At 37.6% G+C, this 14,004-nt stretch carries 8 protein-coding genes, 2 tRNA genes, 3 rRNA genes and 1 pseudogene; 5 read left to right on the top strand and 9 right to left on the bottom strand.

Annotation, left to right across the window (positions count from 1 at the left end; translation table 11 throughout):
- From T368_RS0109355 to T368_RS0109315, 9 genes are all read right to left on the bottom strand, one after another.
- The coding region (locus T368_RS0109355) for a LysE/ArgO family amino acid transporter (protein ID WP_004086529.1) at positions 1–279 on the bottom strand (279 nt) is incomplete at its 3' end.
- 134 nt (positions 280–413) lie between these two features.
- Positions 414–529, bottom strand: a 5S ribosomal RNA gene (gene rrf, locus T368_RS0109350).
- Positions 530–1,200: 671 nt separating this feature from the next.
- Positions 1,201–4,246, bottom strand: a 23S ribosomal RNA gene (locus T368_RS0109345).
- A 575-nt stretch (positions 4,247–4,821) separates the two neighbouring features.
- A tRNA-Ala gene (locus T368_RS0109340) sits at positions 4,822–4,897 on the bottom strand.
- Between the two features lie 91 nt (positions 4,898–4,988).
- Positions 4,989–5,065 (bottom strand) — tRNA-Ile (locus tag T368_RS0109335).
- Between the two features lie 244 nt (positions 5,066–5,309).
- Positions 5,310–6,987 (bottom strand): 16S ribosomal RNA (locus T368_RS0109330).
- Together the 16S, 23S and 5S rRNA genes with 2 tRNA genes alongside form the textbook arrangement of a ribosomal RNA operon.
- 1,263 nt (positions 6,988–8,250) lie before the next feature.
- The gene (locus tag T368_RS0109325) at positions 8,251–8,436 is read right to left on the bottom strand and encodes a hypothetical protein (protein WP_004088541.1); all 186 of its coding nucleotides are present in this window, start codon (positions 8,434–8,436) and stop codon (positions 8,251–8,253) included.
- A 21-nt stretch (positions 8,437–8,457) separates the two neighbouring features.
- The gene (gene trpS / locus T368_RS0109320) at positions 8,458–9,435 is read right to left on the bottom strand and encodes a tryptophan--tRNA ligase (protein WP_004088542.1); all 978 of its coding nucleotides are present in this window, start codon (positions 9,433–9,435) and stop codon (positions 8,458–8,460) included.
- A gap of 8 nt (positions 9,436–9,443) precedes the next feature.
- Entirely contained in the window at positions 9,444–10,193 is a 750-nt protein-coding gene (locus T368_RS0109315) for a hypothetical protein (protein ID WP_004088546.1), read from the bottom strand.
- Positions 10,194–10,377: 184 nt separating this feature from the next.
- On the opposite strand from T368_RS0109315, the gene T368_RS0109310 reads away from it, so the two are divergent.
- The 5 genes and pseudogenes from T368_RS0109310 to T368_RS13825 all read left to right on the top strand — a co-directional run.
- Positions 10,378–10,617, top strand: a complete 240-nt coding sequence (locus T368_RS0109310) for a hypothetical protein (RefSeq protein ID WP_004088548.1) — start codon at positions 10,378–10,380, stop codon at positions 10,615–10,617.
- Positions 10,618–10,960: 343 nt separating this feature from the next.
- Positions 10,961–11,668: a TrmH family RNA methyltransferase gene (locus tag T368_RS0109305; protein ID WP_004088549.1), complete on the top strand. Its 708-nt coding sequence runs from the start codon at positions 10,961–10,963 to the stop codon at positions 11,666–11,668.
- Positions 11,661–12,776: a helix-turn-helix domain-containing protein gene (locus tag T368_RS0109300; protein WP_004088550.1), complete on the top strand. Its 1,116-nt coding sequence runs from the start codon at positions 11,661–11,663 to the stop codon at positions 12,774–12,776. The genes T368_RS0109305 and T368_RS0109300 overlap by 8 nt, the downstream gene beginning before the upstream one ends.
- Positions 12,776–13,624 carry a hypothetical protein gene (locus T368_RS0109295; RefSeq protein WP_004088551.1) on the top strand — a complete coding sequence of 283 codons (849 nt, stop codon included), beginning with the start codon at positions 12,776–12,778 and terminating at the stop codon, positions 13,622–13,624. The genes T368_RS0109300 and T368_RS0109295 overlap by 1 nt, the downstream gene beginning before the upstream one ends.
- A gap of 53 nt (positions 13,625–13,677) precedes the next feature.
- Positions 13,678–14,004: pseudogene (locus tag T368_RS13825) on the top strand (ATP-binding cassette domain-containing protein); the annotation flags it as partial.

Raw genomic sequence — 14,004 nt, 5'->3', positions numbered from 1 at the left:
TTGAAAAAATGCGGATTTTAAAGAAATAAAGCCATAATACACAACAAATAAAATCCCAGCAGATGCGATAAGCAAGTTTAAAACTTTATTTTTCGCTAAAAACTCCCCTACCCCAAAAATCCCAAGTCCCATTAGAATCACATCGCAGATAAAGCAGATTCCACTCACCACAAAAACATAGTTACGAGTTATGCCCTGCTTAATAATAAAAGCGTTTTGTGCCCCAATAGCAACAATAAGCGAAAGAGATAAAAGAAAACCTTTTAGGAAAATCCCCATAAACCTACCCTATTAATTCTATCATTTTATTACAAATACATTGAAAGGCAAACATAACAACAAAAAAATCCAAAAAAAGAAAATAAAAAAGTAGCTAAAAAAAATAATTATAAGAAGAATTTAAAATTTCCCTATCCCTGCATCGACCTACATTCCCACACCTGAAAGGTGCAGTATCATCGGCGAAGAGAAGCTTAACTGCCAGGTTCGGAATGGAGCTGGGTGTTGCCTTCTCTCTATAGACACAAGGAAAAGGGAAATAAAGACAAATCAACCAATAAGCTAAAGCTCTACAATTTAAAAAAGTAAAGCTTGATAGCCCTAAAAACTTACACAAGCTCCAAGCTCTATCTATGCTATGTTTGTTCTTATATTTGAATCTGCCTTAAACCTATCTTTAAATTAAGCTCAATCAAAGTCAAACTTCATAGAAACAAACAAAAAAGAGATGAATACTAAACTAAACGCTCAAGCTAGAATCTCAACCCACACTGACTAAGATTCTACAACCAAGCATTTAAAAGCATTTTCTACATAGCTTAAAACTCTTAAAGAAACTTTTCTTTTGTCCTTATTTCCATTTTCCTTATAGGGTAAATGGTGTTAATAGCCATACAAGTGATTTTACACTGCTTACACTACTGCATTTTCTAATATCATTACATTAGCATAAAAACATATGCTACCACAACGACTAAGAATCTATACAATACATAAAGCCTCAATGTTATTCTTTTGTATTTAGTAACTCACTATTCAATTACGCTTCTCAATTACACTTCTCTCTTATCAAAGCAGATTCTATATCTAAGCTTCTTATTCTAAATCTATACCTATATATAAACTCGCATATAAACTTGAATAATTAAACTTAAACAATAAGCCTTTAGAATCTTGCACTCAATAAGGCAGTAATCCTTATATAAAAAGCCAAACGGTCTATTAGTAGTAGTCAGCTGAACATATTACTATGCTTACACACCTACCCTATCAAGCAGCTAGTCTTGCTGCGACCTTCAGGGAAAGTTAATCTTGGAGTTGGCTTCCCGCTTAGATGCTTTCAGCGGTTATCACATCCACGCGTAGCTACAGAGCGATGCTCTTGGCAGAACAACTCTTACACCAGTGGCGTGTCCATCCCGGTCCTCTCGTACTAGGGACAGCTCTCCTCAACTTTCCTACGCCCACGGCAGATAGGGACCGAACTGTCTCACGACGTTCTGAACCCAGCTCGCGTACCGCTTTAAATGGCGAACAGCCATACCCTTGGGACCTGCTCCAGCCCCAGGATGCGATGAGCCGACATCGAGGTGCCAAACCTCCCCGTCGATGTGAGCTCTTGGGGGAGATCAGCCTGTTATCCCCGGGGTACCTTTTATCCTTTGAGCGATGACCCTTCCACACAGAATCACCGGATCACTATGACCGACTTTCGTCTCTGCTTGACTTGTTTGTCTTACAGTCAGGCTGGCTTATGCCATTACACTCTTCTTGCGATTTCCAACCGCAATGAGCCAACCTTTGCAAGCCTCCGTTACTTTTTAGGAGGCGACCGCCCCAGTCAAACTACCCACCAGGCATTGTCCTACTTGAGGATAACTCAAGCTAGTTAGCAGACAGAAACATTAAGGGTGGTATCTCAACGATGGCTCCATCTCCACCAGAGTGAAGACTTCAAAGCCTCCCACCTATCCTGCGCATAATGCTCCCATCGGCAGTGCCAAGCTGCAGTAAAGGTCCACGGGGTCTCTCCGTCTTGCCGCGGGTAGGAGGAATTTTCACCTCCACTACAATTTCACTGAATCCCTGGTTGAGACAGCTCCCATCTCGTTACGCCATTCATGCAGGTCGGTATTTAACCGACAAGGAATTTCGCTACCTTAGGACCGTTATAGTTACGGCCGCCGTTTACTCGGGCTTCAATTCAACGCTTCGCATTGCTGCTAACGAATCCTCTTAACCTTCGAGCACCGGGCAGGCGTCACACCTTATACTTCCTCTTACGAGTTTGCAAAGTGCTGTGTTTTTGGTAAACAGTCGGGAGGGACTCTTTGCTGAGACCTAATTGCTTAGGCACACCTTATCGCGAACTTACGGTGCTAGTTTGCAGAGTTCCTTAACCAGAGTTCTTTCACGCGCCTTAGAATACTCATCTCATCTACCTGTGTCGGTTTGCGGTACGGGCAACATTAGCTAAACTTAGAGGCTTTTCTTGGCACGACGGCGTCAGTAGCACTCATCTTGATCCGAAGATCGCAACAAGCTATTCAAGTTTCGAATACAAGAGCGGATTTACCTATCTCTCAATCTACGCTTTTAAATTAGCACTTCCATCAGCTAACGCTACTTAGCCCTATGCGTCCCCCCATCGCACACTAATGTTGGTATGGGAATATTAACCCATTTTCCATCGACTACCCATTTCTGACTTGTCTTAGGACCCGACTAACCCTACGATGACGAGCATCGCGTAGGAAACCTTAGACTTTCGGCGAAGTGGATTCTCACCACTTTTATCGCTACTCATTCCTGCATGCTCACTTCGCATCGCTCCAGCACTCCTTACCGGTATGCCTTCAACGCTGATACGAACGCTCTTCTACCACTGTGCATCAGCACAATCTACAACTTCGGTGTCTATCTTAGCCCCGTTATATTTTCTGCGCAAAATCACTAGACCAGTGAGCTGTTACGCTTTCTTTAAAGGATGGCTGCTTCTAAGCCAACCTCCTGGTTGTCTGAGTAACTTCACATCATTTTCCACTTAGAATAGAACTTTGGGACCTTAGTTGGTAGTCTGGGTTGTTCCCCTTTTGACGATTGATTTTATCACCCACCGCCTGACTCCCAAGATACGGTAATAGGTATTTGCAGTTTGACAGGGGTTGGTACCGCGGTGAGCAGCCCTAGCCCAATCAGAGCTCTACCCCCTATTACTATCACTTGAGGCTATACCTAAATATATTTCGAAGAGAACCAGCTATCACCAAGTTTGTTTGGCCTTTCACCCCTATCCACAGCTCATCCCAACCCGTTTCAATGGGTACGAGTTCAGTCCTCCACGAGCTATTACACTCGCTTCAACTTGGCCATGGATAGATCACTTGGCTTCGGGTCTGCAGCATCTGACTAAACGCCCTTTCAGACTCGCTTTCGCTACGGCTTCGCGTGTGCTTAACCTTGCCAGATACCACAACTCGCAGGATCATTATGCAAAAGGCAGTCCGTCACCCTGATAAATCATAGGGCTCCGAATGATTGTAGGCAGATGGTTTCAGGTTCTATTTCACTCCGCTCACTGCGGTTCTTTTCACCTTTCCCTCACGGTACTTGTTCGCTATCGGTGTGATAGTAGTATTTAGGGTTGGAGAGTGGTCTCCCCGGCTTCAGCCCGGATTTCACGTGTCCTGGCCTACTCTGGATCCTGCTACCTATGAATAATATTTCGCATACGGGACTATCACCCTCTATGATGTGTTTTTCCAAACACTTCTGCTACATTATTCAAGTGGATATTGCAGTCCTCAACCCCAGTAGCAAGCTACTGGTTTGCCCTTTTCCCCGTTCGCTCGCCGCTACTAGGAGAATCTCGTTTGATTTCTTTTCCTCTAGCTACTGAGATGTTTCACTTCGCTAGGTTCGCCTGTAGGCAACAGACAATAGAAACTTGGCTTATCTTTTGGCGATAAATTAATGAGTTCACAATTTGTTTGTGCGACAGACACTAAGTCTAGTCTCCGCACAAATTGCTTCACAACATTAATTTCTCATCTAAAATATTTCGCCATTTGTCAATCTCTACTCTCTGTTGCCTACATAACTAGTATCTCTACTAGCTGGGTTGCCCCATTCGGAAATCTATGGATCAAAGCTTCTTAGCAGCTCCCCATAGCTTATCGCAGCTTAGTACGTCCTTCATCGCCTCTATCACCCAAGGCATCCACCATCTGCCCTTAAAAGCTTTTACTTCTAAGGATACTGCCTTATTGAATGCAAGATTCTTGTGGTTTCTCTTTGTCAGTTTCGCGGGAGTTTGCTAGATATTTGTGGACAACCTTCAGGTTAGTCTCCGCACATTTATCTGCACAACCCACGAAACTGCCTAAAGATAATTCCACAACCCATACTTTGCTTTACATTAGAACAAACCCTAGCCTAGATTCTATTCTTCATAGAATCTACTCTCACAAGCTCTAACACATTACATTGTATAGCTTCAATAAACCCTACCTCAATAAGACAAGTATGTCGCGTAATTGTAGTTAATTACTATTTAGGCTATTAACAATAAAATTTCAAATAACATTTAGACTAAAGTCTAATGCAAAGCTTTCTTCAGATAAAGAAGGACTAAAACCTTGCATTAGACTTCATATATCTCTCACACATATCTACAAGCTTCATATAATTAAAACCTATGCTATGTGTATTCAACATATCAAATCATTTTTTATATTATTTATAATAAACTTATATACTCTCTTTTAAATCATATTATTGCATTACTCATTTATATAGCATACCTAGAGACTATTCTCAAAATGGTGGAGAATAGCGGGATCGAACCGCTGACCTCCTGCGTGCAAAGCAGGCGCTCTCCCAGCTGAGCTAATTCCCCCCTAACGATGATAGTAAAACTAGAATCTAGTTTCCATATTCAACTTTAGTTATTTTCTAACACTCTACAAAGCATTAAAAAGAACAATTTATGGTGGGCTTAGGAGGACTTGAACCTCCGACCTCACCCTTATCAGGGGTGCGCTCTAACCACCTGAGCTATAAGCCCTTTACTAAAGAGAAAGCTAGTTAAAAGCAATAGCAAAATATGACATAAATTCGATTTCAATATTTAATATTTATAAAATACGCAAATAATCTCTGAAAACTAAGCAAGATGCAATATCATAGCCAAACTATCACTACCACATAGCATACAACTATAAAAAGACATAATTTATAGACTATATAGCAACTATATCTAAACAACTTCATAATGATTAAGATAAACAAATATCTTAACATATCTCTAGAAAGGAGGTGATCCAACCGCAGGTTCACCTACGGTTACCTTGTTACGACTTCACCCCAGTCGCTGCATCCGCCGTGGGCGGTAACCAATTTAGTATCCCGACTTAAGGCGAATACAACTCCCATGGTGTGACGGGCGGTGAGTACAAGACCCGGGAACGTATTCACCGTGACATTGCTGATTCACGATTACTAGCGATTCCAGCTTTATGTAGTCGAGTTGCAGACTACAATCCGAACTGAGAGACATTTTAGAGATTTGCTCCACCTCGCGGTATTGCATCTTTTTGTATGTCCCATTGTAGCACGTGTGTAGCCCTAGGCGTAAGGGCCATGATGACTTGACGTCGTCCTCACCTTCCTCCTCCTTACGAAGGCAGTCTCCTTAGAGTGCTCAGCCGAACTGCTAGCAACTAAGGACGAGGGTTGCGCTCGTTGCGGGACTTAACCCAACATCTCACGACACGAGCTGACGACAGCCGTGCAGCACCTGTTTTCAAGCTCTGGCAAGCCAGCACTCCACTATCTCTAGCGGATTCTATCAATGTCAAGCCTAGGTAAGGTTCTTCGCGTATCTTCGAATTAAACCACATGCTCCACCGCTTGTGCGGGTCCCCGTCTATTCCTTTGAGTTTTAATCTTGCGACCGTACTCCCCAGGCGGAATGCTTAATGCGTTAGCTGCATTACTGCCCTGACAAGCAGGGCAACAACTAGCATTCATCGTTTAGGGCGTGGACTACCAGGGTATCTAATCCTGTTTGCTCCCCACGCTTTCGCGCATCAGCGTCAGTAATGTTCCAGCAGGTCGCCTTCGCAATGAGTATTCCTCTTGATCTCTACGGATTTTACCCCTACACCAAGAATTCCACCTACCTCTCCCATACTCTAGAAAAGTAGTTTCAAATGCAGTTCTGTAGTTAAGCTACAGGATTTCACATCTGACTTACTCTCCCGCCTACGCGCTCTTTACGCCCAGTGATTCCGAGTAACGCTTGCACCCTCCGTATTACCGCGGCTGCTGGCACGGAGTTAGCCGGTGCTTATTCGTAAGATACCGTCATAATCTTCTCTTACAAAAGGAGTTTACAATCCTAAAACCTTCATCCTCCACGCGGCGTTGCTGCTTCAGGGTTTCCCCCATTGAGCAATATTCCCTACTGCTGCCTCCCGTAGGAGTCTGGACCGTGTCTCAGTTCCAGTGTGTCCGATCACCCTCTCAGGCCGGATACCCGTCATAGCCTTGGTGAGCCATTACCTCACCAACAAGCTGATAGGACATAGGCTGATCCTTTAGCGAAGGCTTTCAATAAAAAATTCGTCTTTGGACGATAAATCGATGAGTTCGCAATTTGCTTGTGCGACAGACACTAAGTCTAGTCTCCGCACAAATTGCTTCACAACATCAATTTCTCATTCCAAATACTAGAATTTTGTGCCAACAACACAAAGCACTAAAAAGAGAAATTCTTTATTGAAAGCCCCTTTCCCCCGTAGGGAGTATCCAGTATTAATCACCGTTTCCAGTGGCTATCCCAGACTAAAGGGCACATAACCTATGCATTACTCACCCGTGCGCCACTAATCCACTTCTAGCAAGCTAGAAGCTTCATCGTTCGACTTGCATGTATTAGGCACGCCGCCAGCGTTCACTCTGAGCCAGGATCAAACTCTCCATAAGAATCATGGAAGTTTGTATCTATCAAATCAATAGTAGCAAACTCTCCATAATAATGAAAACCCAACAAAATACACAATAAACATATAGCTTAAAATATATCAGTTAGAATCTTCACAAATAATCTCAATATCAAACAACATTTCATATTTAACATAAGTTACATACAAAATGCCATAACATTAAAGATTATTATTTAAAGAATTTGTCCTAATCTCTAAAATGTTTCACAAAGACTAAAACTTACTATGCCCTGCCCTACTCTCTTACAAAGACTAAAGCAAAACATAATAAATCAGTTATAGTCGAGTTGTATAGATTAACAATTTAAAGACTTGGTTGTTAAAATAAAATTGAAGCATTTAAGACATAGCAAAAAGCAATATTCAAATTTCATAATAATTTTACAAAACTAAGATATTAACTTTAAACAATCTAGCTACAATATCACAATCAAATCTTGCTTAGTTGTCAAAGATCATTGCTTTAAAAATATCAAAATTTCCAAAGTCAAATAACGCAAGTATTAACAAAAACACAAAAAAGTGAAACAAAATATAAAAACTCTAAAATCTAAAAGGACAAAAAGAGTTTGATAAAAATATTACTGATTTTAATGAAAAAATGCTATAATATTCGGTATATTTACATCTTGTAAATCTTTAATTTGCTTTCTGCAAACTTGAGAAACAGAATTATATGCTAACAAAGCTTAAATAAAGCTTAAATTTAAAAAAGTTTTTGATTTTTTTTAGAGTTTGTTTTTTAGGGGGGATTTTTTAAGGCAATTCTAATGACTATCATGTAAATTAAAATTACATTGTATAAATATGGGTGATAGCAACGACACTTATTTCTAACAATAATTGCAACAAGACTCTTTTGCCAATCTCAATCAAATGAAAGATTATTCAAGCCTACATAAAATTTTCATTAATACTGAATTCATACCACTTGTAGTTGCATATTCAAGATAATTAACAAACACTCATTATTAATTTATCTTATTAAGAGTAATATTTCTCGCAACACGATTTTCTTTCGATGATTGAAAAATATAGAATCAAACTTCATATTTAATCCTGCTCACAAAATAATGAAGAACCAAATAAACCTAATATATAATGCTATACATAAAGACATAGAAATCACTGAGTTTGAAAAAACTTGTGTAGAAATTGTGTGGATTAGATCATGGAAAGTATGAACTATTTTCTAGCCACACTCCAAACGAATAAAAGCTTTTGTGAAACAACAGACTAAAGATTAAGCATCCTGAAAATCACGCAAGGTTTCAAGATTTAATCGCATTTCTTCAATCATATTGTTGATTGTTTCTGAGTTTTTCGCGCTCTTAGATTCTAGCTTTTCAAAGTGGCTTTCAAGCTCATCTAATGAATCTTGAATCTGCTCTATAATCGTAGAAATATCTTCTTTTACAATGTCATCCATCGCTGTCTCCTTAAAATAAAATTAAATTAAACCTACTAGAGACTTTGCCCTATCATAAGTGCTTTGGGCTAGGTCTCTAATGTATGTTTCATCACGCGTGATTATATCATTAATATAAGTTTTTTCCTGCATGAATTGATGATATTTTTGCTGTATTGGCTCTAATTCTGCAAAAATGGCTTCAGCAAGTGCAATCTTAAACTCGCCATAGCCCTTAAAACTATTTTCAATCTCATTTCGACTTTTACCTGTGATACATTCATAAATACACAAGAGATTATAAAGCCCTGCCCTTTCCTTATCAAACACAATCTCATTAAAGCTATCTGTGGTGGCTTTTTTGACTTTTTTTATAATGCTATCTTTAGAATCAAGCAGATTTATCACACTATATTCACCTTTATTTGACTTACTCATCTTTACACTTGGGTCATCAAGCGACATGATTCTAGCACCAACCTCTGCGATTAAGGGCTCTGGCACTTTAAAGCATTCTCCATAGCGTTCATTAAATCTCATGGCAACATTTCTTGTAAGCTCTAAATGCTGCTTTTGGTCTTCTCCAACTGGCACAAAATCGCTTTGATACAATAAAATATCAGCCGCCATTAACGCTGGATAATTAAAAAGTCCGACATTTATATTTTGCGGATTTTTCTGTGATTTATCTTTAAATTGAGTCATGCGACTCATCTCACCCATACCGATATTGCAATCTAGAATCCACGCAAGCGCACCATGAAAATCAATTCTACTTTGCACAAAAAGCTTTGTATTCTCGCTTGTAAGCCCACACGCAAGCAGCATAGCAAAAAGTTCTATAGTATTTTGCTGCAAAACCTTTGGATCTTGGTGTATCGTTATAGCATGAGTATTTACAACACAATAGATATTTTCATATTCTGCTTGATTTTTTACCCATTGCTTGATGGCACCAAGATAGTTACCTAAATGCAGACTGCCTGTTGGCTGGATACCTGAAAATGCTCTTTTTTTCATATTCGTTATTATGCCCTTTTGTTAGCTACTCTCTGTAAAATATGGTTTCGACCTTTTAATATATAGCAGATTCCAAACTGCGATAAATATTTGCTTATTAATTTTGAGTTTGTTATTCTATCATTTTCTGCGATAAATACCACAAACTTTTGCGATTTTTTCTCTATTTTCTCTAAATCGATAGCATGAATATCCCATAGATTCCTTAAGGTTGTGAGTTTTTCAAATTGTGTAAAAACTCTACATTCCTTGTTATTATGAGAATCTAAGCTCATTATATCGTCTGTTATGTGAAATCCAAGTTGCTTATACAGCATAGTATGATATTTTAGCTTGTCCTTTTTATATGAATGAATACATGCTTTTTTAAAGAGATTCCATAATGTGTAAATATTAATATGAGAAAATTCTTTGGCAAAAGATTCAAAACTTACATGAGTTATAATTTGCGTATAATTTTTAGAATCTAGATTCTCTACATTTTGCTTAAAAGATTTAATCAAATCAGAATCTAAACCTGCGATATTTAACACAGAATCACTAGAAATATGATGTGTATAAAGTAGTGGTGATAAGAGAATCACTCTGCCAACCCTTTGTTTATTGACAATCCTTTGCATAGCATACTGCAAAGCAGACAATGCCCCAGAGCTAAAACCTATAATGTCATAATGATTTGGCACATAACCAAAATCATATAAAAGCGACTCAAATAAAGCATAATCACCATACAAACCAAAACCACTAAAATATCGCATAGCATTCTCATAAATTTATAAAATCAAAACCAAATTGTATATATTTTCTGACAAGTTCTTTATAACAATACAAAATGAGTTATAACTCATACTTTAAGCATATTGACACATTGAGAGTAAAAATTTATTAGAATCTGCTATAATTTAGCCCATTTAGTTGAAATTAAAATAATAAGGAATGATTATGCTGATTTTAGACAAAAATTTTCAAGTAGTTGGTGGGATTGGTGTATGTTGCTCTGAAAGGGGTGATGATGTGCTTATTAAATGCACGAAACATGTAAGAAACTCTGGCATTACATCGCAAGTGATCTATCTAAAAGCAGAAACTCCAAGCGATAGAAAATGGCTTTGCGGTAATAGTGAAAAATTCTATTATAATGGCGTAAGTATCACAGAGATAGATGAAGATGACTTTATCTAAACTCTAGTTTGCAATGAGTTAGATGAAACTTTTATCTCTTTTATTGAAGTAAATTGTAAGATTTAATCTGCGTATAGTTTGCCTTTTTACACACAATACCTGTTTGTTCTTTATTTACAATTTTTAGGATATATTGTCTCTGGTGTATGGACATGGGCAATTCTACAAAGTTATATCATTACAAATACTTCTAGTCAAAGATTGAATAAAGGATTCTAAACAGCTAATAACATATATCATCAAAAATCTTTATTTATAAATATTTATTTCGATAAGCTAGAGTAAAACTCTAGCTTTTTTATGGTAGCATTACAGAAAAAATTAGTAGCTGTGGATTCTAGTAATGATTATTTTTGGGAAGCAATGTTTTGAATATGTGATACATCATGCACCTACGCATATTCAAGAGATTTATTTAGCAAAAGATATAGAAAAGCCTTTGTTTGCTAAACTAAAAAGGCTAAATGTGCCAATCCTTAGGATAGATAATAAAAAAGCACAAAGTCTTGCACGGGGGAAAAATCATCAAGGTGTATTTGCAAAAATCAAGCCCATCGAGCAAACCCCATTTAAAGCCTTGCTTGATTTCTCAAGCCTAGTTGTATTATGCGGCATGAGTGATATTGGAAATATTGGGGCTATTGTGAGAACAGCTTATGCACTTGGCATTGGTGGGATTGTAATCAGCGATAGAGACACTTTAAACACGCAGGCATTAGAGGGGATTTTTAGATCAAGCAGTGGGGCATTACTCAACATGCCCTTTTCTTTTCATAAATCAAGCCTTAGTGTTGCCAATGAAGCAAAAATGAAGCAATTTACACTCATTGGAGCAGGTAAAAATAATAAAAATATTTTAGAATCTACACCCAACAAATGGGCTATTTTTATCGGCAGGGAAGATACAGGGCTGCCACAAAGGCTATTAAATAAGCTTGATTACACCTTGCATATTGCTATGTGTAATGGCTTTGATTCTCTAAATGCAAGCGTTGCAGCAGGAATACTCATTGATAGAATCCAACACATAAAAAAGGAATATTATGGCTGATTTTGACAAACTAAAACAAATGGATATAGAAGAAATTCATCGTAAAACAAGGATTACGCTAGTAAGACTACATGATATTTTGGATAAAAAATTTGATAATATTGATCCAACTAGAGCACATGGCTTTATAAAGATTCTAGAGCGTGAATTGCAACTTGACTTAAGCGAATGGGTAAAGGAGTATGATGAATATAAGCAAATAAATACTCAAAAAGATCCTAATGTTTTAGAATCTGATACCATGCAAACAGAAAAACTACAATCAGATTCTACTAACACAAAAATAAGTAGCCCGCAAGTTTCCAAACAAGATTCTTCTAGACAAGATTTTGGAAATAAAGATTCTAAACTAGAAAATACAGATAAAGAGAATCCTATAAACACACAACAAGTAAAATCTCCAAAATCAAAACAACAAACAACAAACAATAAGCAGCAACTAAGCAGTATGAATATAGAAATCAGCATGCCAAAGCAACAAGTATCCTATAAAACGCTGATTATTGCAGTATCTAGCATTAGCGTTGTGCTACTTGTCGCTTTTGGAATCTACTTTGTGGGTTCTAATAATACGCAGGCAAGTCATGTAGCAGAACAAAACAACACACAAAAAAGAATTGTTGAAAAAGATATAAAACAAGCCTATCCTACAATCTCTCTTTATGACGCATTAAATGATAATGAAGAAAAAAGAGAGCAAATAGCCACAAAAAACAATGAAGCAAAAAATATAGACCAAACACAAGGAAAAGATTCTAAACAACAAGACATAAAAGAAGATTCTAAAATAGCTCAACAAGAAGTAAAACAAGATAGTAAAAATACAAAAGAAATAACCCTTACAATCACACCGAAGCAAGATGTATGGTTTGCATGGGTGGATACTATCACAAAAGTGCGTGGAGAAAAATACACAAAGAAAACACCTATTACCCTTACGATTAAAAATCCTACGATATTTCATTTTGGCTATGCAGTCTTAAGCATAGAAGCAAATGGACAAACCTTTGAATACAATCAAAGAGGGGTAACCTACATGCTATATGATAAAGAAAGCGGCATGAAACTCATCACACAAAAAGAATACAAAGCATTAGGGGGCAAATAATGAATATATTTAGAATCTGTATAACCGCATTGCTACTTTGTAATATGCTTATCGCAAGTGAATTGCAACAAAAAGTGCAAAAACTAATGACAAAAAATAGCTATCAAGCAAATGAGAAATTTATAAAAAAAATATTTGCCAATGAAAAGGCATTCTATCAAGGCGGTAATCTTAATGTAGTTAAGGTGCTTAGTGCATTAAAAAGCAATGGCTTACTCTCTCTCAAGCTTGCAAAACCCAGCAATGTATCTGTTACCTTCCGCCTTAACGCACAAAAGCAGACTGATAGAGAGCCTAGCTTTACTTTCCTTGCGTATAGTGCAAGTAATATTTTAAGCAGTATTGGCTACTCATATTTTTATGTAACCGAAGCAACAAAAGAAGATGAAAAAATAAAACTCACATACACGCTCAATGCAGAATCTAGTGTCGATCCAATCGTTATGGCTACAAATCTAACAAAGAGGGGCTATGCAATCATTGATGTCAATCGCTACTCCGCTACACACTGGATATATGATATAAGCTTATTAAACTCAAATATCGCAGCAGCAAAAGTCCTTGCAAAAGGCACAAACACGCTTACACAAATTAATGGCAAATACTGGCTTACAGCCATAACCACAGGCACAATCCAAATCACACCAAAAGACAACACAGAAGCATGGTATCCAAAAATCCTTATTTTTGACAACGCCATGAATCCACTTGATGTGATTATGCTTACAGATTCTAAAACAACATATAAGATAGACTTGCCACAATCAGCAAGACACATTCTTATCACAGATAACTATAATGCGACAATATTGCGTAATGGGATAGAGATTAATCATGTGCCAAAATGATGGCTTACAAACCTTATATACCTTTAGAATTTTATGATTTTTAGGATGTAGTGATGAATAGAGAAGGTGTATTAGCAGATGCAACAAAAGATTTACTTTTATCTATCAAAGGTTTGTATGCTTCATTTAGCACAAGCACAAAAGATTCTAAATCTCATAAAACCTATATAGAATCTAATAGACACCCAATATGGGATACAGATAATAAGAATCTAGATTCCAAAAATTATACCTCAAACCCCCTAACCCACCCAGATTTGACACAGAATCTAGATTCTAAACCAACCGCTTGTCATACTGAGGCGTTAGCCGAAGTATCTAATGTAAAAACTAAACAAGATTTTTCGCCTATGGCTCAAAATGACAAGATTCTAGAATCT

It is taken from the genome of Helicobacter bilis ATCC 51630 (assembly GCF_000686565.1).
Lineage (GTDB): Bacteria > Campylobacterota > Campylobacteria > Campylobacterales > Helicobacteraceae > Helicobacter_A > Helicobacter_A bilis.
Note: the sequence above shows the minus strand (reverse complement) of the source record. Positions and strands in the feature narration are given on the sequence as shown.

Excerpts from the sequence above, each read along its gene's own strand:
- trpS (WP_004088542.1), bottom strand. The coding sequence starts at position 9,435 with ATGAAAAAAAGAGCATTTTCAGGTATCCAGCCAACAGGCAGTCTGCAT.
- T368_RS0109305 (WP_004088549.1), top strand. The coding sequence starts at position 10,961 with ATGATTATTTTTGGGAAGCAATGTTTTGAATATGTGATACATCATGCA.
- T368_RS0109325 (WP_004088541.1), bottom strand. The coding sequence starts at position 8,436 with ATGGATGACATTGTAAAAGAAGATATTTCTACGATTATAGAGCAGATT.
- T368_RS0109310 (WP_004088548.1), top strand. The coding sequence starts at position 10,378 with ATGCTGATTTTAGACAAAAATTTTCAAGTAGTTGGTGGGATTGGTGTA.
- T368_RS0109295 (WP_004088551.1), top strand. The coding sequence starts at position 12,776 with ATGAATATATTTAGAATCTGTATAACCGCATTGCTACTTTGTAATATG.
- T368_RS0109300 (WP_004088550.1), top strand. The coding sequence starts at position 11,661 with ATGGCTGATTTTGACAAACTAAAACAAATGGATATAGAAGAAATTCAT.
- T368_RS0109315 (WP_004088546.1), bottom strand. The coding sequence starts at position 10,193 with ATGCGATATTTTAGTGGTTTTGGTTTGTATGGTGATTATGCTTTATTT.